Below are 24,332 nucleotides of genomic sequence, written 5' to 3'. Positions count from 1 at the left end.
GGGTTAATGCTTAACAAATTAACAACAGAACGAAGAAACCCCAAAAGCATGCAAATAGATACAAAGTCAATTAATGAAATATTGCAAATGATGAACCAGGAAGATGAAGAAATTCCATCAGCAATCGCAAAAGAGATTCCACAAATTGAAACCGCTGTCAATTTCGTCATTCAATCTTTTAACCAAGGTGGCAGGTTAATCTACCTCGGTGCTGGAACAAGTGGGCGATTAGGTGTTTTAGATGCATCTGAATGTCCCCCGACTTTCGGTGTATCGAAAGACATGGTCCAAGGTTTAATTGCAGGTGGAATGAAGGCGGTTACAGATGCGATTGAAGGTGCTGAGGATAATGAAACTTTAGGTGGTGATGACCTGAAAAATCTTTCATTAACAGCAAAAGATACCGTGATTGGAATCGCTGCCAGTGGTAGAACACCTTATGTAATCGGTGGCTTAACATACGCCAATCAAATTGGTGCTAGCACAGCCAGCATTAGTAACAATAAGAATTCAAAAATAGGGGAAATCGCTAACGTTGCAATTGAAGTAGTGACAGGTCCCGAAATTATCACAGGATCTACCAGATTAAAAGCAGGAACAGCACAAAAACTTGTGCTAAACATGATTACGACAACCGCTATGATAGGTATTGGCAAGGTTTATCAAAACTTAATGGTAGATCTTAAGCCAACCAATAAGAAATTAATCGAACGATCCAAACGAATTATCATGGAAGCAACCAATGCAGACTACGATACAGCAGCAAACTACTTAGAAAAATCTGGTCATAATGTGAAAGCTGCGATTGTTATGATTCTACTAAACTGTAGCCTGGAGCAAGCAATTGAAAAGTTAAAAGATGCTAATGGATTCATTCGTCAATCGAAATAATTTGATTTGGAGGGAGATCAAATGAAAAAAGAAGAGAAACTGGCCAGAGAGATACTGGAACAAATTGGTGGTGAGGAAAATATTCGTTCCTTCACCCATTGTATGACCCGTGTACGTTTAGATTTAAAAGATAATGATAAAGCAAATCTAAAACATTTAAAACAAACAGATGGGATCATGGGTGTCGTTGAAGATGAGACGCTTCAAATTGTTGTCGGACCTGGTACGGTGAATAAAGTTTCTGACCATATTACGAACATCACAGGAATAAAAATGGGCGAAGCAATAGATGTCAATGAGGATGATGTAGCAGATAAAGTAAAATCTGACATCAAGAAGAAAAATAACACGCCAATGAAAAATTTGCTTCGAAAAATTGGAAGCATTTTCATACCGCTTATCCCTGGTATTGTCGGTTCTGGTATTATCAATGGTACCGCAGGATTCTTAACCAATTCAGGTGTGGATCCTACATTAACATGGATGCAAATTCTTACTGTACTTGGCGGAAGTATTTTTGGATATTTAGCAATTGTTGTCGGTTGGAATACAGCGAAGGAATTTGGCGGTACACCAGTATTAGGTGCCATTGCAGGGATCATAACGATGAATCCCGCACTAGCGGACATTACGATCTTCGGAAATGAATTAAGTCCGGGTTACGGGGGGCTTATTGGGGCAATGTTTGCTGCTTGGCTCATGGTATTTTTCGAAAAGCAATTCAGAAAGTTTATCCCTAATGTTGTCGATATCATTTTTACACCATTATTAACCATTTTAGTCGTTGGTACATTAACACTCGTTTTGGTTCAGCCAATTGCTGGTATTCTATCTACTGGAATCACCTCCGGCATTCATGCGGTACTTAGCTTAGGCGGTACTATTGGAAGTGCCCTTGCAGGTGGCTTGCTTGCAGGTTTCTTCTTGCCATTAGTCATGCTTGGTCTTCACCATGGATTAACACCGATTCATATGGAATTAATTAATACCTTTGGATCAACCGCCTTATTGCCAATCCTAGCGATGGCTGGTGCTAGTCAAGTTGGTGCCGCACTTGCGATTTATGTCAAAACGAAGAATAGGCGACTCCGTAACGTGATTAAAGGTGGACTCCCAACTGGATTTTTAGGAATTGGAGAACCGTTAATTTACGGTGTTACCTTGCCACTTGGACGGCCGTTTTTAACCGCTTGTCTTGGTGCATCAGTAGGCGGAGCTTTCCAAGCAATTATGCAAACAGCAGCCGCTGGGGTTGGTGTTTCAGGTATCCCGTTAATCCCATTAATAGTCGATAACAAGTATTTCCTTTATTTCTTAGGTGTAGTGATCACCTATACTGCAGGATTTATCATTACCTATTTCTTCGGATTTAAAGAGGAAATGGCCGATAACTTAGACTAGTTAACTCGCGAAAGGTGTGTAACAATGCTTGGTATTTCAATCTATTTAACCAATCAATCGATGGAAGAGCAAGAATCCTATATTCAAAAAATGCGTCAATTGGGCTTTGACAATGTATTCACCTCCTTGCATATCCCAGAGGACAACTCAAAAAATTATAAAGAGAGATTAGCAGATTTAGGGAAGCTCACCCAATTGTACAACATGGAATTATTTGCGGATATTTCCCCTAAGTCACTGGGATATCTTGGCTACACATTTAAAAATGTGCATCAATTGCAGGAATGGGGAGTAACCGGACTGCGTGTGGATTACGGGATAGCGGACGAAACCATTGCCGAGTTATCCAAGCAAATAAACATTGCTCTCAACGCTAGTACAATCACCCACGAAAACATGAAGCGTTTACGAAAATATGATGCTGACTTTTCATCGATAGAGGCCTGGCATAATTACTACCCTCGTCCTGAAACAGGACTGAGCCTGGAAGACTTTAATGAAAAAAACCGCTTCTTAAAAAATGAAGGAGTAAACGTGATGGCCTTCATTCCAGGAGATGGTGAGAAGCGGGGTCCCCTTTTTCAGGGACTGCCAACGATAGAAGCACATCGAAACCGTTCTACCTTCTCTTCTTACTTAGAATTTTTGAACAACAAATGGGTAGATAAAGTTTTAATCAGCGATCCATCAATCAGCAAATCATCGGAAAAACAGTTTGCTAAATATGAACATGATACCATTTTACTCCGTGCACTTTGCTATAGCGACAATAAAACAAGTAAAGAACGCTTGCGGGTAAAACAAACTAATCGCTTGGACGCAGCAAGAGATGTCATTCGCTCTGCCGAATCGAGGCAATACGGGCTAATCGGCGACTTCCCGATAAAACCTGACCACACCATCGAAAGAAAAGAAGGATCGATCACTGTAGATAATGAGAAATACGGTCGTTATCAAGGAGAGATTCAAATTACGAAGCGTCCCCTCCCTGCTGATGAAAAAGTTAACGTTATCGGTCGGGTTATCGATGAAGACCGATTCCTACTACCATTTATCAAAGGCGGGATGGCTTTTCAGATTGAGTGGATTGATTAAATACTTCTTTGGCATAACAACCATGAATTTTTCGCATATACCATTCAAAAACATATTAGATAACAAGAAAACCACCCCGTATCGTCATAAGTATAGGGGTGGTTTTCGACAATAATAAATTTACTTGACAACCATCACCCTAATGGTAGAGTTTGCAAGAGTAGTTCGTTTCAATTCTTCTTTATCTATATCCATTATACATAAAAATATTCTATATTAGACCTACTATGTATTTAAACAAAAAATGGAATGCTAACCGCATTCCATTTTTTATACTCTGATTTCCTATTTTTGTTCATTAATTATTTCTAGCGTTTTATCAAACTCCTGCTCAATTTCTTTATTGGGTTTATAGGTTATTAAACTTACAATATAAGTCACAATGACGTTTAAAATAAAGCCCGGCACAATTTCATACAGGTAACCAGATAATGCTGTGTTCCCCCAAATAAATACGGTAACTGCACCAACAATCATTCCCCATAATGCTCCAGTACCAGTAATTTTCCTCCAATAAAGTGCTAGTAAAATAATCGGACCAAAGGCCGCACCAAATCCAGCCCATGCAAATGAAACTAACCCAAGAATCGTATCATTTTGTTGCCAAGCAAAAATACCTGCAATAATCGAAATAGCAAGGACAGCAATTCGACCTAGGTTAACATAGTGCTTTTCAGAAGCATTGGTATGAAACACAGATTTATAAATATCTTCAACCAATGCGGATGAAGTAACTAGTAACTGAGACGATACCGTACTCATTATTGCTGCAAGGACAGCAGCTAACAAAATACCTGCAATAAACGGATGAAAAGTAATTTGTCCCATTTCAATAAAAATCGCCTCTGGATCTGTTAAGGACATTCCTGGATTTTGATGGAAAAAGGCGACCCCAATTAACGCAGTGGCTGCAGCACCTAATAATGTTAAAATCATCCAGCCAATACCAATTCTTCTTGCGGATTTTGTTTCTTTGACATCCTTAATAGCCATAAAACGAACAATAATATGAGGTTGACCAAAGTACCCTAATCCCCATGCTAACGATGAAATTACCCCAGCTGCAGAAGCTGTAGCAAAGAAACTAAGTAAATGAGGATCAACCGCACGAATAGAATCTAGCGTTTCTCCAATTCCACCAGTTAAGGAGAGCCCCAAGATTGGAACGATAATGAGGGCCAAAAACATAATCATACCTTGAATAAAGTCCGTATAGGCTACTGCTAGGAACCCACCTAACAAGGTATAGGCAATAACAACGGCAGATACGACAATAAGACCCATATGGTAATCATAACCAAATGAACTTTGGAAGAATACACCACCTGCTACCATTCCTGAAGAAACGTAAAATGTAAAATAAACTAATATAATAATACCTGACACAATTCTTAAAACTTTCGTGTTTCCTTTAAATCGATTATCAAAGAAACTTGGTATAGTGATTGAGTTATTTGACACGTGGGTGTACACTCGTAACCTTGGTGCAACCAAAATCCAGTTTAGCCAAGCACCAATAGTTAAACCAATAGCAATCCACCCTTCAACAAGTCCAGATACATAGATTGCCCCCGGTAAACCCATCAACAACCATTGTGACATGTCACTAGCTCCTGCACTTAACGCGGATACTGCCGGCCCTAGTTTCCGACCACCAAGCATGTAATCATCAAAGTTACTCGTTCGGCGATAAGCATACCAGCCGATTAAAACCATTCCAACTAAATAGATCAAGATAGCTAATAGTTGATACGTATTTTCTGTCATTCTATCTCCCCTTTTATTCTACATATTTTTTTATGATAACATGAAATTCCATCACATTATTGTTAATTTTAGATTTCCATAAAATCGAATTATTCAGTTATTTTAAAAACAAGGGGCTATACTTGAAGATAAAAATATAGTGTGTGGGATTGCACTTTAAGAAAACTAACTTGGTTATATTATTTTATTCTTTCTCCTCCAAACCACTAAAATAGCAGTAGCAATTGCCACGGTAATTACAGATTTCTTTTTCACCTTATTCCTTTTATCAAACAAATCTTTCAATATTAAGTTCATATTTTGTGGACGCTCAGCCAAACGGCGCATAAAATAACCGAACCAGTCTTTTCCAAATGGAATATACGTACAAAATAAGTACCCCTGACTAACAAGTTCATGATGCATCTCCGTTCGAAATCCATATAACATTTGAAATTCAAATCTATCCTTGCTAATGTTGTTTTCCTTAATAAATTCCTTTAATTCATTGATAATATGATGATCATGTGTTGCAATTGAAGTAAAAGTATCCCCCAACAATCGTTTCTTGGCAAGTAAGATAAAGTTCCGATCGATTTCTTTTTTAGTTTGATATGCTACCTTTTCATTTTCCTTATAAGCACCTTTCACAATTCTTAGTCGTACATCCTTTAGATGTTCTAAATCATTTTCGGCTCTATATAAATACGATTGTACTACCGTTCCTATATTATCATAATCAACACGAAGGACCTGAAGGACTTTAAGTGTCTGTACATAATGAGAGTGATCTTCCATATCAATATTAATAAATATATTATAATTCTTTGCCCTTTCTACTATCTCTCTCATATTATCTACACAAAATTTTTGCTCAATATCTAAACCAAGTTGTGTTAATTTAACGGACATATGACAGTCTAATTTGTGCTTGGCAATCACATCTAGAATAGTAAGAATATGTTCTTTAGCCTGAGCTGCTTCTAATTTATCGACAACAAACTCCCCCAAATTATCCAGCGTACAGCTTATACCTCGTTGATTTAATAATTTTACTGTTTCAACAACACTTTCGATAGTTGTCCCCGCAATAAATTTACTTGAACCAAAACAACCTCCCCAGCGTTTAGCATTTTCATTTAATAATTTATTATTGGAAAGACCGATGAAAAAATTCCTAGTTATATTTTTCATCTTCCGCATCTCCCTTTATACATCCAATTTAAAAAAATTTATAAATAATTGTGGTAGAAACTTAACTACTACAATATAAAAGTGAAACTTCAATGTGGGGGTCTTTATCCCCCACCTATTGTTGCTATCACATGAGAGACCAGTAGACCCTTGAACGAATCAGGCTTTTCCTGTTTGTTGATTCCTACTTATCTTTTCGGATTCTCCTCGAATTCTTTCTTGCTAGGGGCCTACAGCCAGTAAACCCGCGATAAAGATGACTACTATCTAATATCTTTCAGACACAACTTTTGCTTCTAAGAAATGCTGTAAGTAATCAGGTCCACCTGCTTTAGAATCTGTACCAGACATTTTAAAACCACCAAATGGCTGGTACCCTACAATAGCTGCTGTACAGCCTCGATTAAAGTAAAGGTTTCCAACATGGAAATCGTAACGTGCTTTTTCTAGATGCTCACGGTTATTAGAGATGACGGCACCTGTTAGCCCATATTCCGTGTTGTTAGCAATTTCAAGTAGTTCATCAAAATTATCTGCTTTTGCAAAAGCAACAACTGGACCAAAGATTTCCTCCTGCATTAGTCTTGCTTTTGGTGCAACATCTTTAAAAATAGTTGGTTTCACAAAAAATCCTTCTGAATCATCTGTTTCTCCACCTAACACTAGCTCTCCTTCTCTTTTACCAATTTCTATATATTCTTTTACCTTCTCAAACTGTTTTTTATTAACGACAGCACCCATATTGACATCTTTTTCGGTTGGATTACCGACCGTTAATTCTTTGGTTAAGCGAACTGCTTTTTCTAGAACCTCATGATAGACATCCTTATGAAGGACAGCTCTAGAGCATGCCGAACACTTTTGTCCAGAAAAGCCAAACGCGGAGTTGACAATTGCATCTGCGGCAAGATCTAAATCAGCGTCTTTATCTACAATAATTGTGTCTTTTCCCCCCATCTCTGCCACCACACGTTTAAGATGCTGTTGGCCGTCTTGTACCTTTGATGCCCTTTCAATTATTCTTGTACCCGTTGCGCGGGAACCTGTAAAATTAATGAAACGAGTTTCCTTGTGATCCACCAGGTAATCTCCAATCACCGCAGGATCACCTGGCACAAAATTTAAGACACCTTTTGGTAGACCTGCTTCCTCTAGTACTTCTACGAGTTTATAAGCAATAACAGGTGTATTTTCAGAAGGCTTAAGTAAAACAGGATTTCCAGCAACAATTGGTGCTACTGTTGTTCCACATACGATTGCAAATGCAAAGTTCCATGGTGGAATAGTTACACCTGGTCCCATAGGTTGATAGAAATAAGAATTATGCTCATTAGCTCGATCCTCTAGCGGCTTTCCATTTACCAAATCAAGCATTTGTCTTCCATAGTACTCTAAGAAATCAATCCCTTCTGCTGTATCCCCATCAGCTTGCCCCCACGGTTTACCTGCTTCAAATGCTAACCATGCTGAAAATTCATGCTTGCGTCTCCGCACAATTGCTGCTGCCTTAAATAATATATCTGCACGAGCTACTGGTGCCATTTTCCCCCATAATTTAAACGCTTCCAAAGACGATTCAAATGCCTTATCAATGTGTTCTTTCGTTGCTTTTGAAACATGGCCAATAACTTCCTTTTTATTTGCTGGATTGATAGATACTAATTTATCATTTGTGAAAAATCTTTCTCCATTAATGACAATCGGATAATCTTTTCCTAATTCTTCTTTCACTTTTCTCAAGCCCTCTTCAAATTCCCTACGTTTATTTTCATTACTAAAATCCGTAAATGGTTCATGTTTAAATGGTAAAACCATTCTTAATACCTCCTTATCCTTCTTATACGTTCGAATCACTAGATAAAAGCTATCACAACTCAACAAGCAAAAATCATGCCACGTCTATAAGAAAGGTAGAAACCCTTGTGATATGAGGTTAGTCTTCCGTCGAGTTATAAAAGGGTTAATAAATGATATGAAAATTTTGTAAGTTCTTTTTACAAGGATGTAAACATACTGTACATTATATAAACAATTATTTTTCAATAAATTGGGGGGATTATGGTGGATATCCATTACATGAAGGCAATTTTAGAAGCTGAAGATGATGCCATAACCGTCATAAACCGGAATAAAGAAGTTATTTTCTGGAATGATGCTGCTGTAAAAACGTACAATATTAGGCAATCTGAAATTCTTAACAAAAAAATAAACGATTTTTTCCATCATGATGATTTAATGGTTCTTACTGTACTAAAAACGAGAGAATCTGTTAAAAACACCTATCATCGCCCACGACATGATAAACATGTAGTCATTAATGCTTCACCCGTCTTTGACAGACATGGCGTGTTAATTGGAGCGGTTTCTGTTGAACGAGATATCACTCAAATTGTGAAATTAAACGATAATCTAATCACCACATCTGCAGAACTATATGAATTAAGAAAAAAGGTGTATACAGCAAAGGAAGATTCACCCTTTTCCAAACTGAAAGGGAATTCCCAAGCACTACAGAAAACAGTACAAATTGCCAAAAAAGCTGCTAATACAAACGCCACTACATTAATTCTTGGTGAAAGTGGAACAGGGAAAGAAATTTGTGCACGTGCTATCCATGAAGCAAGCAATCGTAAAGACGGACCATTTATTCCAGTAAACTGCGGCGCTATTCCAAGTGCATTATTCGAAAGTGAATTATTCGGGTATGAGGGTGGAGCATTTACCGGAGCCGAAAAGAATGGAAAAGCAGGAAAAATTGAGATGGCTGAGGGCGGAACCATCTTTTTAGATGAGGTCGGTGAACTTCCACTAGAGATGCAAGTTAAATTATTGCGTGTATTGCAAGAAAATGAGATTTACCGTATTGGTGACACGACAGGAAAGAAGGTCAATGTACGTTTCTTAGCAGCTACCAATCAAGACTTAGAGAAACAAATGAATGAAAAAAAATTTCGTTCGGATTTATTTTATCGATTGAATGTAATTCAAATCAGAATGCCTCCTTTACGAGAAAGAATGGAAGATATTGCTGAATTATCACATATTTTTCTCCATCAGTTTGCCTCACAATATCAAACTCCAATACCAAAACTGGAAAAAGATGCACTACAATTAATGCTTGATTATGAGTGGCCAGGTAATATAAGAGAACTACGAAATGTCATGCAACGGATTGTTATTTTATCTGAGAAACCAATTATTCATGGAGCGGATCTGTATCACTTTTTTCTACCATCCAATCCCACTCCTACAAAATCAATGGTAAAAGAAACTCTTTCCCTCCCACAAGAAAAGGAAGAAATAGAGAGAAAACTAATAGAAGAAACCCTGAATAAGATGAATGGAAATAAATCTGCTACAGCTAGAAAACTTGGAATTTCAAGAGTGACTCTTTATAACAGAATAAAAAAGTATGAAGTAAATATCGATAAATAGACCTCCGTCTCTTAGGATTTCGCCAAATTTTATCTAATTAACATCCCTAATGACAGTAGTACAGGCAAGGCCTTTCCCACCGAAATAGGATGAAGTAAAGTGAATCTTCAACCAGTGGAGTGCACGGTACGTAAAAAGTAATGCAAATCCTATCACAAGAATCAACATATTTTCTACTTCCACTTTTCCCACTGAATTGTTAGATGAGCAAATCTGGTTTTTAAGAGCAGTTTCCCCCATTTTTGAGTTGGGGTATTACTGCCCCTTAACCTGCGATAAATCCTAATAGCTGGGGTTACTGTCCCTAAAACCTATGATAAATAGTGGAAAAGGAGGCTTTATACATGCATGATCAGTTTTATATGGCTCTATTAACTGGTTCAAAGGAAGTTCCACCTGTTCAATCAAATGCGGATGGCATTGCCTTATTTCATTTAGATAAACGAAGAAATCAGATACGTTTTCGATTAGATGTTGCTGGAATTGATTTCATTTCCGAAGCAAATATTCATTTAGGTAGAAGAAATATCATCGGGCCAAAAGTAGCAATACTTCCCAATCCCACTAACTCCGATGTAATGGAAGGTTACATCACGTCGGAAATCCTCCAAGGACCTCTAGAAGGAAAATCTATATCCGATTTAGCTCATGAGATAGAAACAGGTAAAGCATTTGTTCAAATTCAATCAAAAAGAAAACCAAACGGTGAATTACGTGGAAAGATTATGCAGAATTAATGAAGCTAACTATAGGGATGTTTGTTGATACTGAGTTACGGTGCACAATCCTTCTAATATGAGGGAAAAAAAGAAGTGAAACAACTTACTCAATCGGTAAAACTGATTAATTGGGTTTTCTTTATATTAGAAAACCAGCACATTCGTTTCCTCTTACGAATGTGCTGATTTTTCTACTTATATATTTTTAAATTATTAATTACTATGGCAAATAGCTACCTTGCTAGAAAGTATGGTCTTCCTATACGTAAAATGAAAGGATTAATTATCCTTCATCAATAACTCAACAAAATGATTGCCCAACTCCTGTGTTGAAGCAATTCCACCTAAATCAGGTGTAAGATATGTTTCTTCACGAATAATTTTCTTAATAGTAGCAAGAACCGCAGAGCCCCATTCCTCTAATCCAAAGAAATCTAACATTTGGCTAACCGACCAAATAGCTGCAATTGGATTCGCAACACCTTTTCCAGCTATATCAGGCGCTGATCCATGTACAGGCTCAAACATTGATGGATAATTTCTTTCCGGATTTATATTTGCTCCAGTCGCTAAACCTAATCCACCTGTAATTGCAGCACTAATATCTGTTACAATATCTCCAAAAAGATTGGAAGTAACAACCACCTCAAAACGTTCTGGTTGTGATACAAAATAAAGACTCGCTGCATCGACTAAATAAGAATAGGTTTCAACATTTGGATACTCCCTGCCAACTTCTTCAAATATTTGATCCCAAAACACCATAGAATAGTTTAGCGCATTTCCCTTACTAATACTTGTAAGCGTTCGATTTGTTTTACTTGCTTCTTCATATGCATAGCGGATAATCCGCTCTACTCCTTTTCGAGAAAAAACCCCCGTTTGCAGAACCACTTCTTCCGGTTGATCTTTAAACAACCATTCACCAGCACCAGAATATTCCCCTTCACTATTTTCACGGATTACTAGCATATCAATATCTTTTTCTTTTTTGTTTTTTAAAGGGGTTAATTCAGGATGGAGCAACGCAATCGGTCTTAAATTAACATATTGATCAAAGCCTTTTCGTATTTTAATCAATAAATCTCGTAAGGAAATATGGTCTGGTACACTTGGATAGCCTACTGCACCTAAATAAATAGCATCATAATCTTTGAGTATATCTAACGCGTTTTCATCCATCATTGTCCCATGGTCTAAATAATACTCACATCCCCAAGGAAATTCCGTAAATGAAAAGGATAAAGATGGATCCTTTTCTTCTATCGCTTTTAAAATTTTAACCCCTTCTGCCACTACCTCCGGGCCGATTCCATCTCCTGGTATAAGTGCTATTTTAAATGATTTCATTGGCTCCCCCTTTATGAAAATTCATCAATATATTTTCTTTTGATCCGATACATTAGACTTGCTAATACTTCATCTACATTACTATGAATCCAATCAGCGATATCTCGAGCTGAAATTTCTTCCTGACCCTGTCTCCCTATCAAAACAACTTCATCTCCTTCTTTTGCATCTATAAGATTAGTAATATTGATAAAGGTTTGATCAAGGGAGATAGTACCGACAATTTCCACTCGTTTTCCTCTTATTAGCACATGCCCATTATTAGATAATCTTCGTTTATATCCATCCCCATGCCCAATTGGTATTATCCCTATTGTTTCCTGGCCCTTTGTTACATAATCACCACCATATCCAACCTGAGAATTAGCAGCAAGGGAACGTTTAAGAACTAATTTCGTTTTTAATGTCATGACAGGTTTTAAAGTAACTATATTTCGTTGTCGAACTGCTGGATGATAACCAAATAAAGCTATCCCAGGACGCACCATGTCTAAATGCATATCTTTTCTTTCTATTGTAATGGTTGATGCACCAACATGTTTTAAAGGAAAGTAAAATTGCTTTTTCTCTAAATTCTTCACCGTATCCATGAATAATTGAAATTGTTTTTCTGTTGTATCCCATTCTCCTTCATCCGCACTAGAAAAATGAGTATAAATTCCTTCCCAGAATAAATGAGGGAGATAATAGCAATGATGACAAAATTCTATAGCTTTCAATGGATCAATACCAAACCGATGTAAGCCCGTATCCACCTTTAAGTGTACGGATGCAGATTGGTTCTGCTTTACCGCTTCCTTACTAATAGCTCTAGCGGTATATTCTGAACTAATAGAGGCAATTAACCGATAACGAACAACATACTCTGCTTGTTCCGGGGTAATCGTACTGAGAATATGAATGGGAATATATATTCCATTTTGCCTAAGAAGAATCCCCTCCTCTACGGTTGTAACACCAAGCCGATCAGCACCAGCCTTTAAAGCTTCCTTGGCAATCGGAATAATCCCATGTCCGTAAGCATCTGTTTTGATCACCGCTAAGAAGATGCGGTGATCTATTTTATTTTTAAGTGCTTGAACATTTGAACGGAGAGCAGCTAGATTTATCTCAGCAACTGTGTGACCTTCAACGAGAGAATTTACGTGTTGAAGCATTACAATCCCTCCAAACGAGGTTTAAGTAAGGATGCTATCCAACCGAATCATTTTACCGAATTAACTGGTAGTAAGACCTCCGCTGAATGAAGTTTCACTTTATAGATGCCCTAAAAGCGTGCAAGATTTTCTTTGTGGTCCTACCTGGCGAACCTGTGCCAATCGTTTGTTGATCGACCTTTATAATGGGAACAACATCTAATTTCGTTGCCGTAACAAACACCTCGTCTGCTTCTAATAAATCCTTTACCGTAAATGCTTTTTCCTGTAGGTTTATATTCAAATCATCACACAGGGACAGTACTTTTCTACGTGTTATTCCATTTAAAATATAATGATTAGCTGGGTGTGTTAAAACCTCATTATTTTTTACGATAAACACGTTTGAAGCACTTGCTTCTGTAACGACATCGCCACGATAAAAAATGGCTTCTACTGCTTTATGCTCTACCGCTTTCTGTTTAGCAAGTACGTTTGGGAGGAGATTCAATGTCTTTATATCACAACGAAGCCAACGAATATCTTCTGTAAGAACTGCTGTAGCTCCGTTATCCTCTTCCTCACGCATCGTTTCTTCTAGCTTTGTATAAGCAACAAGGACAGGCTTCGTATCTGAGCTCGGAAAATAGTGCCAACGCTCCGCTACACCACGACTTACCTGTAAATAAATAACACCTTCCTGCAAATTATTCACCTGAACCAATTCCATGAGATTTTCTTTTATCTCACTTATAGAAGACGGAAGGGATAATTGAATTTCCCTAGCACTTCTTTCCAGCCTTTCCAAATGTTCATCAAGCATAAAAAACTTTCCCTGATATACGCCAATTACCTCGTAAATTCCATCGCCAAATTGATAACCACGATCCTCAATATCAATCATTTTCTTTCTTTCCATTATAGAATCATTGATTAATATTTTATTCATACGGTAACTCCTCCTTAAGGCAATGTAGGAAGGCTTACTATATTCTATGAATAACTATGCTGTTTCATTAACGATGATAAGGTTTTCTACTGCTCTTTTATTAAATTCATAATAATTGGAAGATCGACACTACTTCCACTTAAAACAATCACAACATTTTCCCCGAGTGTAACCTTTCCATTTAAAACTGCCCCAACCCCAGATGCCGCCGCTCCTTCAATGACCATGCGGTGCTTTTCTAAAATATAGACCATCCCGTCAGCAAATTCTTTTTCATTTAATAAAATGATGTCATCCACAAAGTCCTGAACGAATTGAAATGTATACTTATTATGAAGACCGATTCCTCCTAATAAACTATCAGCAAGTGTGTCTTTTTCCGCAATTACAGTTGGCTTTCCAGCTTGTATGCTCTCATACATAGCCGCCCCATTTGCAGTGGAAAGACCGATAAGCTTAATGGATGAACTCGAATTCTTTAAAGCGATACCAAGTCCTGAATGAAGTCCTCCACCAGATAGACCTGCAAGTACGGTGTCCACCCCAGGTAAATCCTGTAAAATTTCCAATCCAATGGTACCTTGACCTGCAATAACATACGGATCATCAAATGGATGAATAACCGTTAACCCCTGTTCCTTCTCAAGGTAGTAGCTATGTTTTTCAGCATCATCCTGTGATTCTCCTACTATTTGGATCTCAGCACCAGTTTCTTTTAATACGCTTACTTTTGCATTTGGAACTCGACCGGAGATACATATTACTGCTCTAATTCCTAATGTCTTAGCAACAAAAGCAACACTTAATCCAAAATTACCGGTTGAAAAGGTTGTAATTCCCTTCTCTCTCTCTTGTTCTGATAAACTTAAAATCTTATTAGCAGCTCCTCTAATTTTAAAAGAATTCGTTGTATTAAGGTTTTCTAGTTTTAGATAAATGGATTTTCCTGTTAGTTTGGAAAGTTCATCGGAATAAATGAGGGGAGTATGTTTTACTATAGTTGATATTCTTTTTCGAGCCTGCCATATTTCTTGTAATTCAACCTTATTTTCTATCATAAATCCACTCCCTTCCCATTTCTATCATTCCTTTTTCCACTAACCAATAGATATTTAGCTGCTTCAGAAAGAATCATTGCACCGATAGGGAGTACCTGTTCGTCTATATCAAAATAGGGAGTGTGCAGATTCCTGGCTTTTCCATCGTCGATTGCACACCCTAAAAAGAACATGGAAGCTGGGATATGTTTAGCCATATGGGCAAAATCTTCTCCACCCAAACCAAAAGGCTCTTCAATAACTTGAATATATGGGAACTTATTTTCTATAATCTTTCTTATTATGTTATTAATCTCTGAGTCATTTTTTAAAGCCGGGTCTTCTTCAATAAATTGAAGTTGGTAGTCACCACCTAAGTTTTTAACCATTTTGAAGGCATTTTCTACTTCCTTAAGAAGGTGTTCTCTCACTTCAGGTTGATAACTACGAATCGTTCCCTCTATTTCCATACTACTTGGAATAACATTACTTGTAGTCCCACCTTGAACACGTCCAATGCTTATTACCGCAGACTCTAAAGGGGTTATCCTACGACCTGTAATTCCATATAATGCTTGGAGGACAGACGCAGACATCCAAATAGGATCCGTACCTAAATGTGGGTAGGCACCATGCCCACCTGTAGCAAGTATTTTTCCCTTGAACACATCGACATTCGCCATACTATACCCATCATTTATTTTTATCTCTCCTACGCGATTTTCCGGACTCATATGCAAGGCAATGGCTGCATCAACATCATCTAAAACTCCAGCTTCAACCATATATTTTGCACCACTATATCCACGTTCATCCACATGTTCCTCCGCTGGCTGAAACAGAAATTTAACAGTCCCTTGAAGTAAACCCTTTTGGAAATATTTACTTAATAGTTTGGCGACTCCAAGTACAATTGCTGTATGTGCATCATGACCACAAGCATGCATAACAGAGTTTCTCTTTGACTTATACGTAACGTCATTTTGTTCCTGAATTGGTAAAGCATCCATGTCTGCACGGATTGCTATGGTGGGCCCGGGGCTAGAGGAAAGCATACCAACAACCGCTGTGGGATAACCAACTCTCTGGTCTACACGCATCCCGGGAATTTTTTCAAGCTCCTTCGCCACAAATCGGGACGTTTCTTGTTCTTGAAAACTTAACTCTGGATTAGCATGAAGGTGACGTCTCCAATAAATCATATCAGCTGTTAATCGTTCCATTTGCTTAGAAAGTGTCAATAAACCATCCCCCCTCCCAATACCCTGAGAACTATTTTTTATAGGCAATGGCTGTAATCTCTATATCTGTTTCCATTAACACACTTCCAACCGTTATTCTGGCTGGTTTAATCTCGATATCTTCAAAATATTTAGCGTATGCTTGGTTAAACTCGCGAACATTTTCCTCTGTTAAATCTGCTAGATGACATGTCACATGAACGATATCATCTAAAGTTGCTCCCGCCTTATTTAAGATATTTTCTATATTTTGTAAACAAGCTTCAGTTTGTTCGTTTAGACTGTTACCGGCTGTCGTATCGTCCGGAAATACACCATCCTGACCGGAAACGAAAATCAGTCCATCGGCCGCAACACCTTGAGAATATGGACCAGTTGGCTTTGGTGCATTTTCTGTATAAATTTTCTTTTTCATGACCTTCCCCTTTCATGAAAAACTTGAATACTTTTAACCTATATTCTTCGTGTTTTGCATGCCTTAAAATCAAGTGGATATTTTGCGGCATGAAGACCTATTTTTCTTATTTTCAATCACCCATTGGTCTTCATTCCCGTGATAAAGACGGGTTTTTGACCTTAATCGGCTCTAGTCTTCATCGCTTTTACAGCTTACCAATCCATTACTCCATTCCAATTGCAACATATTGCGACTCAATAAATGCCTCAATTCCTTCGTGACCACCTTCTCTTCCTACACCACTTTCTTTCATTCCTCCGAATGGAACCTGTGCTGCTGACGGTGCTCCTTCATTCCAGCCGACAATTCCAAAATCAAGCTGTTCAATGACTTGCATACCCTTAGCTACATTCTCTGTGAAAACATAAGCAGCTAATCCATATGGCGTGCTGTTTGCAAATTTTATCGCTTCTTGGGCAGATTCTACTTTTTGAACCGGAGCGACTGGCCCAAATGTTTCTTCCTGCATGACGACCATGGATTCATTTACATCCTTAATCACTGTTGGTGAATAAAATGCCCCACTCTCATCACGTATCGCTTTTCCACCAGTAACAACGGATGCTCCTTTACTCACTGCATCCTCTACATGACTAGTAACCTTTTCAAAACCTTCCTGGTTAATTAGAGGGCCAATGTCTACGGTTTCATCGATTCCGTCTCCCACTTTCAACTCTTTAACAGCAGTCGCAAACTTTTCAATAAATTCATCATATATCCCGGACTGAACATATATTCGGTTTGCACAAATGCAGGTTTGGCCCGTATTCCGAAATTTCGATGCAACAGCACCTTTTACCGCTACATCGACATTAGCATCATTTAAAACAATCATAGGTGCATGCCCACCTAATTCTAAGGAAAGTTTCTTTACTTGATCAGCACTTTGGCGAATTAAAATTTTCCCTACTTCCGTGGAACCAGTAAATGTAATCTTCCGTACTTTTTCATTATCCATGATTGCCTTCGCTATTTTAGAAGAAGAACCCGTGACTAAATTAACGACCCCTCTTGGAAACCCAGCTTTCTCACATAATTCAAGTAATTTAATAGCTGTTAGAGGACTTTCACTGGAGGGCTTAATGACAACCGTACACCCTGCTGCAAGCGCCGGACCCATTTTTCTCGTTAACATAGCAGCCGGGAAATTCCATGGCGTAATCGCCGCCACTACACCTACTGGCTTCTTCCAAACCTGAAGACGCTTTGCGTGTACATGAGAAGGAATGGTCTCGCCATATACGCGTTTTCCCTCTTCAGCAAACCATTCAATAAAGGATGCAGCATATTGAACCTCACCGCGCGATTCTTTAATTGGCTTTCCCATCTCAAGAGTCATAATTTCGGCTAATTCTTCTTGGTTGTCTAGCATAAGCTGATAAAATTTCTTTAAGTATCCTGCACGCTCAAACGCTGTTAATTGTGACCAAGATTGAAAGGCAGTATGTGCGGCATCAATAGCATCGTTGGTTTCCACCTCACCTGCGTAAGGTACTTCCCCAACAAGTTGACCATTAGCAGGGTTGGTAACAGCTAACGTTTGTAATTCTTCTCCTGTCCATTCTCCATTAATATAGATTTGATATTTTCTCATTGACAGCACTTCCCATCTTTTATTTTCTAAAATTCCCTACTTCTTTCTTACATAAACTATCACTTTTCTGGTTGCTGAAGTAATTTCTCTTCTACATAAAATATATGGTTTTCAATTTGTTTTTTAACCAACTCTCCATCTTTATGCAATAAAACTTCAAATAATTCCTTATGTTCCTTATAAAAAGACATAGGACTAGAATAATACTGATCAAGATGCGCAAAGTAGATACGAATTTGGATACGAATGGATTCATAAATTTTTATAATCCTAGAATTTCCACACATATTAACGACATACTGATGAAATTTCATATCTAAATCAAATAATTCATTCCAATTACCTTTTTTTGCCTCTATTTTCATATTTTCGATGATAGCTTGTAACTCTAAGAAGTTTTTTTCATTTAAATTTTCTAATGCCGTAACGAATGCATGAGCTTCAATAAGTAAACGCACTTCAGTCATCTCATCAAGATCATTTTTTGTGAATTCCGAAACAAACGTCCCTTTTCGTGCTTTACTTACTATTAATTCCTCTTGTTCCAAGATTTTTAAAGATTCTCTAATGGTACTTCTACTCACATCAAATCGTTCGGCTAAATCGGCTTCAATTAATCGTTCCCCAAATTTAATATGTTGATTATAAATATCCCTTCTAAGGTGATCTGCAATTAATTCACCTAATGACTTTTTCACTATAATCCCTTCATTACTCATCCTGATTGTCTCCTTCATTGGATTTCATTAAAAATATATTAGTCGATTGTCGACATTAAGTTAATTCCATTGTAATAGCCCAATTTAAAGTTGTCAATAATAATTTGAATAATTTAATTATTTAAACTCCCGCTTGACTTCTATTAATATACCGGTTATTTTGAACGTATATGTATAAAGGATGTTTTACCTTTATATGGGGGGGAGATATCGAATGAAAATTTTAGTATATGAACGATTAGAAAAACCTGTTTTAGAAGCACTAAAACAGAAGCATGATGTCCGGTTTTTTAAAAACATTGACACCAACCGTGATAGGGAATTTCTTGATTTTTTAGAAAAAACAGAGGGAATAATTGGCTTGGCTCTTCCTGTCAACCAGCAATTACTAGAAAAAGCACCGAATTTAAAAATAGTAAGTAATGTATCGGTTGGCTATAATAACCTCGACATTGCCGAATTAACAAAACGGAATATTATGGCAACGAATACACCAGGAATTCTAACCGATACAGTTGCAGATATGGTTTTTGGCCTAATACTTTCTACGGCAAGAAGAATGCCAGAATTAGACCATTTTGTGAAGTCTGGAAAATGGACCGAATCATTAACAGAGGAGCATTACGGTGTTGACGTCCATCATAAAACATTAGGAATCATAGGTATGGGTAGGATTGGTAATGCCATTGCTCAACGGGCATATTTTGGTTTTGATATGAACATTCTTTACCACAGCCGCTCGCGTAAAACGGACGCAGAAGAGAAATTTGCAGCAACATATAAGGATTTAGATAGCTTATTAAAAGAATCCGATTTTATCTGCTTAATTACCCCGCTGACTGAAGAAACAAGGGGAATGATTGGTAAGCGGGAATTCCAATTAATGAAAAATTCCGCAATTTTTATCAATGCTTCTCGTGGTGGTACTGTTGTAGAAAATGAATTAATCGATGCATTAAAAAATAAAGAAATTCTTGCAGCGGGGCTAGATGTTTTTGAACAGGAGCCAGTCGATCCACAAAATGAACTCTTAAATCTAAACAATGTTGTTACATTGCCACATATTGGATCCTCAACCTATGAAACGGAGTTAGAAATGTCCGAATTAGCAGCTGAAAATTTGCTGGCTGGTTTAAATGGAAAAAGACCAAAAAATCTAATCAACCCTAAAGTATGGGAAAACTTGAATAAAGAAAGCTGAATTTAATTAGACTACTTTTGTTACCCATAATGGAAAGGACCAGTTCCTTTTATTTTAAGGAATTGGTCCTTTTTACAATGGACAAAGCTTTTTTAATCGTGTATTGATAACAAAATAACCTCCTAAAATTTAAGCCAAGCGTATATTTGGTTTAACTAATAGCTCACGTGGAAAGTCAGCCAATACTTCACATCCCGACTCTGTTACACGAAAAGATTCACTAATTTCAATCCCCATATTATCCAACCAAATTCCTGGAATCATATGAAATGTCATATTCGGCTCTAATACCGTGTTATCGCCCGCACGTAAGCTAGCGGTATGCTCTCCCCAATCTGGTGGATAATTCAATCCCATGGAATAACCAAGCCTGGAATCCTTTATAATACCGTGTTTTTCTATTACCTTTTTCCAGACTAACTCAACTTCCCCACAGGTCATACCCGGCTGGATGACATCTAACGTTGTATTAATTCCCTCTACTACAACATCTGCAATATACTGTGACTTTTCATCAGGTATCCCCAAAATGATCGTCCTTGCAAGCGGTGAGTGATATCGTTTGTAGCACCCTCCTAATTCAATGATAACTGGATCACCTTGAATGAAAGGATCATCTGTCCAAGTTAAATGACATGCAGATGTCTTATCACCTGTAGGTAATAATGGAACTATAGCAGGATAGTCTCCTCCATAATCCTCCGTCCCTTGAATAAGCGCATGATAGATTGCTGCCACTGCATCTGATTGTTTTACACCAGGTTCAATCGTATCAAAAGCAGCCTGCATTGCTTTCTCGGAAATTTTGGATGCAATTTTTATGCATTCTATTTCCCTTTCCGATTTTATGATTCTCACCCAGTTAACAAGATTAGTTCCATCCTTAAACATTGCATTAGGTAAACACTCTTTAAGTTTCATAAAATTTTTAGCCGTAAAGTAATAAGCATCAAATTCTGCTCCTATGGTATGTTTATCGCGATTTTTGGATTTAATAAAATCACCTACAAACTCCATCGGATGCTTTATGGTTGATTGTACGTAATCGTCCGCATATGCATAAACATGTTCCTTATCCAGCCAAGAAGTATGCATCGCAGCACTTGCATCTTGCCCCCTACCAATCCAATATGGCTGATCTTCATCTATAAAAATAACAAGCAGCTGATGCACATAAAAGGACCATGCATCATAACCGCTTAAATAATTAATGTTTGCTGGATCTGTTACTAACAATACGTCAATTCCACTGGCGGCCATACGGTGTTTCGTCTTTGCTAATCTTTCATGATACTCAGAAATTGGGAAAAACACCATACCAACCCCTCCAATTATAAAGTTTCACTTAATAAATAAATTTGTTTGGAAATATAAAAGTTTCTTATGATAGTTTATGCTGTAAGCGCTTTTTCGTATCTTTTTAAACAACCCATTTTTAATTTGTAAAAGATTGATTACCTCAATTGATTCTAAGGAGAAAAGAGAAAGTCTAACTGGAGTAATTATTGTTATGGAAGGGATCAAGATAGTTTTATATATTTATAAAGCGATTAGTAAAAGATGAAATACCTCTCCTTTCTCACTTTTATAAACATCCTAGTCGATTGTCGGCAATTCTAAGTAAATAATAAATCTTGGAACTTGAATTGTCAATATATTATGAACATAATTATTATGATTTATCTCCTTATAGCAGCATATGCAAAATAAGATAAAAAGACAATCGAAATGATTAAAAAATATTTCTCATAAAATGTTATGAAACTAATACAATTTTATGTATATATAATGAAACGTCATTACCAGAGGTTTCTATCAACCACTATCAGCTAATTTTGAATCGGAATCTTACAGTCTGTTATTACGTGTTAAAGAAAAAATATCCACCTTATTGTTAAAAAATCCTTATGATTGGGATGACGTAATTTTCAATTTATTCAAAAATCATTGACTTTTCCGCTTACCTGTGTTTAATTAGAATTGTCTAGTTTTCATTGTCGACAAACGACAATCGCCATATTGATAATGGGAAGGGAGTTTTTGAGTATGATAAATAAATCTGAAAAGCAATCGCTTCTTAAAAAGGATGAAAAATATCTATGGCACGCCATGAAGAAATACAATCCCGAGGGTACGATGATCAGTACGAAAGCTGATGGTGTGTGGGTAACTGATATAGATGGGAAGAAGTATTTAGACGGTCAGGCAGGGCTATGGTGTGTAAATGTAGGGTATGGAAGAGAAGAACTAGCTGATGCTGCTGCAAAGCAATTAAAAGAAATGCCTTACTATCCCCTAACACAAAGTCATATACCAGGTATTTTATTAAGCGAAAAGTTAAATGAATGGCTTGGTGACGAATATGTTATTTTTTATTCCAATAGTGGATCAGAAGCAAATGAAACAGCATTTAAAATTGCAAGACAATATTATCAACAAATAGGCGAGCCTAGTCGACATAAATTTATATCCCGTTATCGATCTTATCATGGAAGCTCTTTTGCAACTCTTGCTGCTGGAGGACAAAACCAACGTGCTTTTAAATATGAACCTCTTGCTCCTGGCTTTGTTCATGTATCTCCACCAGACTGTTACAGAAGTCCTTTCCCAAATAAAAACGAGGAATGCTGTGATCAATCTGCAGCCGAAATAGATAGAACCATTACCTGGGAAATCAATGAGACTGTTGCTGGAGTTATCATGGAGCCCATCATTACTGGTGGTGGAATACTTGTTCCACATGATAATTACATGAAACGTGTAAGAGAAATTTGTGACAAACATGGGGTCTTACTGATTTCGGATGAAGTGATTAATGGTTTTGGTCGTACAGGTAAACCATTTGGATTTACACACTATGATGTGAAACCAGATATTATTACCATGGCTAAGGGGTTGACAAGTGCATACATGCCATTAGCAGCAACCGCCGTTAAACGAGAAATCTACGAGGCTTTCATCTCGAACGACGAATATAATCATTTCCGACATGTTAATACATTTGGAGGTAGTCCTGCAGCATGTGCTGTTGCTCTTGAAAATCTTGAAATTATGGAAAGAGAAGAATTAGTTAAAAACTCCGAAGAACTAGGTAATTGGTTGTTTGAAGAGTTGCAGGCATTAAAGGACCATCCGAATGTAGGAGACGTTCGTGGTGGTAAGGGATTACTCGCAGGAATTGAGTTCGTAAAAGATAAACAAACAAAAGAACCACTTGAAGAAAACTTAGTTGCACAAGTTGTTGCACGCTGTAAGGAACAAGGGCTTATCATAGGGAAAACAAGTGATACTGTAGCAGGCTACAACAATATAATAACTATGTCACCACCACTCTCCATCACCAAAGAAGAACTACAATTCCTAGTCCAAATCCTCAAAAAATCCATGCCCTAGTGTACCCAACCCGACTTTTTAAGTAGTGATTATCATCTGATGTATATTTTTAGGAAGCTATATAATGGTATAAAGTAAATCTTAAATTAGTGGGGGATTCTTTCACCCCCACTGAAAAAAAAGAACAATGCACTGCTTAACGTAATAAATATATTTTAAATCTGAATCCAGCTCATCAAAATCGTAGTCCATTTTGGAGTCAAAAAATATAATAACCCTGTAAAATAGGTAAATAATAATGAACACAACTATTATTTGGGAGTAAACGGATTTATTTGTTTTTGAATTACATCCATTATTACACTTTTTATGGCAGACGAACTCTATCGCCTTGTTTGCTATAAGGATACATTACTACCGTTTAAGCTGGTGTATAGGGCAAAATATAAATCCTCCTAAATCTTAAAACATACTACCCTAAACCTGCGATAAAATAAAGGAGGTTTTCCTGCCTATGAGTCAAAAAAATATTGCACTTGCTTATGTCCTATGGTTCTTTCTTGGCCAAATTGGGATACATCGTTTTTACACTGGAAGAATTAGCACAGGAATCATGCAGTTATTACTAGGAATTATCGGTTGGTCTACTTCTTGGATACTTATTGGCTATATTCCATTAGGTTTACTTTGGGTTTGGTTATTTATTGATATTTTTTTAATCCCTGGAATGTGTAGGAGCCCAAAGTAAAGTAAATGTAAAAGGATATTCTTTTTTTGGAATTACTTACACCTTATTTTTATTATTTAATTCCTGATAATAAAGACTGTCTTTCT

21 protein-coding genes are annotated in these 24,332 nt (G+C 37.2%); 8 read left to right on the top strand and 13 right to left on the bottom strand.

The genetic code is table 11. The features are described from left to right. Positions 1–6 precede the first annotated feature (6 nt). Genes murQ through CAO17_RS04315 form a run of 3 tightly spaced genes read left to right on the top strand, consistent with a single transcriptional unit; the run spans position 7 to position 3,387 of the window. Positions 7–891 carry an N-acetylmuramic acid 6-phosphate etherase gene (gene murQ / locus CAO17_RS04325; RefSeq protein WP_085991622.1) on the top strand — a complete coding sequence of 295 codons (885 nt, stop codon included), beginning with the start codon at positions 7–9 and terminating at the stop codon, positions 889–891. A 21-nt stretch (positions 892–912) separates the two neighbouring features. Beyond that, complete coding sequence (locus tag CAO17_RS04320) at positions 913–2,292, top strand: PTS transporter subunit EIIC (RefSeq protein ID WP_085991621.1); 1,380 nt, start codon at positions 913–915, stop codon at positions 2,290–2,292. Positions 2,293–2,316: 24 nt separating this feature from the next. Continuing rightward, positions 2,317–3,387 carry a DUF871 domain-containing protein gene (locus CAO17_RS04315; protein WP_085991620.1) on the top strand — a complete coding sequence of 357 codons (1,071 nt, stop codon included), beginning with the start codon at positions 2,317–2,319 and terminating at the stop codon, positions 3,385–3,387. A 285-nt stretch (positions 3,388–3,672) separates the two neighbouring features. On the opposite strand, the gene putP is transcribed toward CAO17_RS04315, so the two are convergent. The 3 genes from putP to pruA all read right to left on the bottom strand — a co-directional run bounded on the left by putP (position 3,673) and on the right by pruA (position 8,142). After that, positions 3,673–5,154, bottom strand: a complete 1,482-nt coding sequence (putP, locus tag CAO17_RS04310; RefSeq protein WP_085991619.1) for a sodium/proline symporter PutP — start codon at positions 5,152–5,154, stop codon at positions 3,673–3,675. Between the two features lie 174 nt (positions 5,155–5,328). Continuing rightward, positions 5,329–6,327, bottom strand: coding sequence for a proline dehydrogenase family protein (locus tag CAO17_RS04305; RefSeq protein ID WP_085991617.1), 999 nt, complete (start codon positions 6,325–6,327; stop codon positions 5,329–5,331). 267 nt (positions 6,328–6,594) lie between these two features. Next, a complete protein-coding gene (gene pruA / locus CAO17_RS04300; RefSeq protein WP_085991615.1) occupies positions 6,595–8,142 on the bottom strand; it encodes an L-glutamate gamma-semialdehyde dehydrogenase in 1,548 nt (515 codons plus the stop codon). Between the two features lie 261 nt (positions 8,143–8,403). Between pruA and CAO17_RS04295 the strand changes: the two genes are divergently transcribed. Continuing rightward, a complete protein-coding gene (locus tag CAO17_RS04295; protein ID WP_425435906.1) occupies positions 8,404–9,762 on the top strand; it encodes a sigma-54 interaction domain-containing protein in 1,359 nt (452 codons plus the stop codon). 33 nt (positions 9,763–9,795) lie between these two features. Here CAO17_RS04295 and CAO17_RS21315 read toward each other — a convergent pair whose 3' ends face one another. Then, entirely contained in the window at positions 9,796–10,002 is a 207-nt protein-coding gene (locus CAO17_RS21315; protein WP_218775531.1) for a hypothetical protein, read from the bottom strand. Between the two features lie 104 nt (positions 10,003–10,106). On the opposite strand from CAO17_RS21315, the gene CAO17_RS04290 reads away from it, so the two are divergent. Further along, positions 10,107–10,499, top strand: coding sequence for a CHRD domain-containing protein (locus CAO17_RS04290; RefSeq protein WP_085991612.1), 393 nt, complete (start codon positions 10,107–10,109; stop codon positions 10,497–10,499). 261 nt (positions 10,500–10,760) lie between these two features. Here the strand turns inward: CAO17_RS04290 and CAO17_RS04285 are convergent, their stop codons facing one another. From CAO17_RS04285 to CAO17_RS04250, 8 genes are all read right to left on the bottom strand, one after another. Next, entirely contained in the window at positions 10,761–11,831 is a 1,071-nt protein-coding gene (locus CAO17_RS04285) for a tartrate dehydrogenase (protein WP_085991611.1), read from the bottom strand. 11 nt (positions 11,832–11,842) lie between these two features. After that, positions 11,843–12,988, bottom strand: a complete 1,146-nt coding sequence (gene alr, locus CAO17_RS04280; RefSeq protein ID WP_085991610.1) for an alanine racemase — start codon at positions 12,986–12,988, stop codon at positions 11,843–11,845. Positions 12,989–13,082: 94 nt separating this feature from the next. After that, positions 13,083–13,916 carry a D-amino-acid transaminase gene (gene dat / locus CAO17_RS04275; protein ID WP_085991609.1) on the bottom strand — a complete coding sequence of 278 codons (834 nt, stop codon included), beginning with the start codon at positions 13,914–13,916 and terminating at the stop codon, positions 13,083–13,085. Between the two features lie 86 nt (positions 13,917–14,002). Next, complete coding sequence (locus tag CAO17_RS04270; RefSeq protein ID WP_085991607.1) at positions 14,003–14,974, bottom strand: pyridoxal-phosphate dependent enzyme; 972 nt, start codon at positions 14,972–14,974, stop codon at positions 14,003–14,005. Beyond that, a complete protein-coding gene (locus tag CAO17_RS04265; RefSeq protein WP_245831764.1) occupies positions 14,971–16,194 on the bottom strand; it encodes a M20 metallopeptidase family protein in 1,224 nt (407 codons plus the stop codon). The genes CAO17_RS04270 and CAO17_RS04265 overlap by 4 nt, the downstream gene beginning before the upstream one ends. 31 nt (positions 16,195–16,225) lie before the next feature. Next, complete coding sequence (locus CAO17_RS04260; protein ID WP_085991605.1) at positions 16,226–16,609, bottom strand: RidA family protein; 384 nt, start codon at positions 16,607–16,609, stop codon at positions 16,226–16,228. Positions 16,610–16,814: 205 nt separating this feature from the next. Beyond that, a complete protein-coding gene (locus CAO17_RS04255) occupies positions 16,815–18,245 on the bottom strand; it encodes an NAD-dependent succinate-semialdehyde dehydrogenase (protein ID WP_085991603.1) in 1,431 nt (476 codons plus the stop codon). A gap of 59 nt (positions 18,246–18,304) precedes the next feature. Further along, a complete protein-coding gene (locus CAO17_RS04250) occupies positions 18,305–18,964 on the bottom strand; it encodes a GntR family transcriptional regulator (protein ID WP_085991602.1) in 660 nt (219 codons plus the stop codon). Positions 18,965–19,178: 214 nt separating this feature from the next. Here CAO17_RS04250 and CAO17_RS04245 point away from each other — a divergent pair, with 214 nt between their 5' ends. Next, positions 19,179–20,165: a 2-hydroxyacid dehydrogenase gene (locus CAO17_RS04245; RefSeq protein ID WP_245831763.1), complete on the top strand. Its 987-nt coding sequence runs from the start codon at positions 19,179–19,181 to the stop codon at positions 20,163–20,165. A 129-nt stretch (positions 20,166–20,294) separates the two neighbouring features. Here CAO17_RS04245 and CAO17_RS04240 read toward each other — a convergent pair whose 3' ends face one another. Then, entirely contained in the window at positions 20,295–21,482 is a 1,188-nt protein-coding gene (locus tag CAO17_RS04240; RefSeq protein WP_179151888.1) for a M24 family metallopeptidase, read from the bottom strand. Between the two features lie 729 nt (positions 21,483–22,211). Between CAO17_RS04240 and CAO17_RS04235 the strand changes: the two genes are divergently transcribed. Continuing rightward, entirely contained in the window at positions 22,212–23,558 is a 1,347-nt protein-coding gene (locus CAO17_RS04235; protein WP_085991599.1) for an aspartate aminotransferase family protein, read from the top strand. A 454-nt stretch (positions 23,559–24,012) separates the two neighbouring features. Beyond that, the gene (locus CAO17_RS04230; RefSeq protein ID WP_085991598.1) at positions 24,013–24,246 is read left to right on the top strand and encodes a TM2 domain-containing protein; all 234 of its coding nucleotides are present in this window, start codon (positions 24,013–24,015) and stop codon (positions 24,244–24,246) included. Positions 24,247–24,332 lie beyond the last annotated feature (86 nt).

This window comes from Oceanobacillus senegalensis, assembly GCF_900176885.1.
Lineage (GTDB): Bacteria > Bacillota > Bacilli > Bacillales > Amphibacillaceae > Oceanobacillus > Oceanobacillus senegalensis.
Note: the sequence above shows the minus strand (reverse complement) of the source record. Positions and strands in the feature narration are given on the sequence as shown.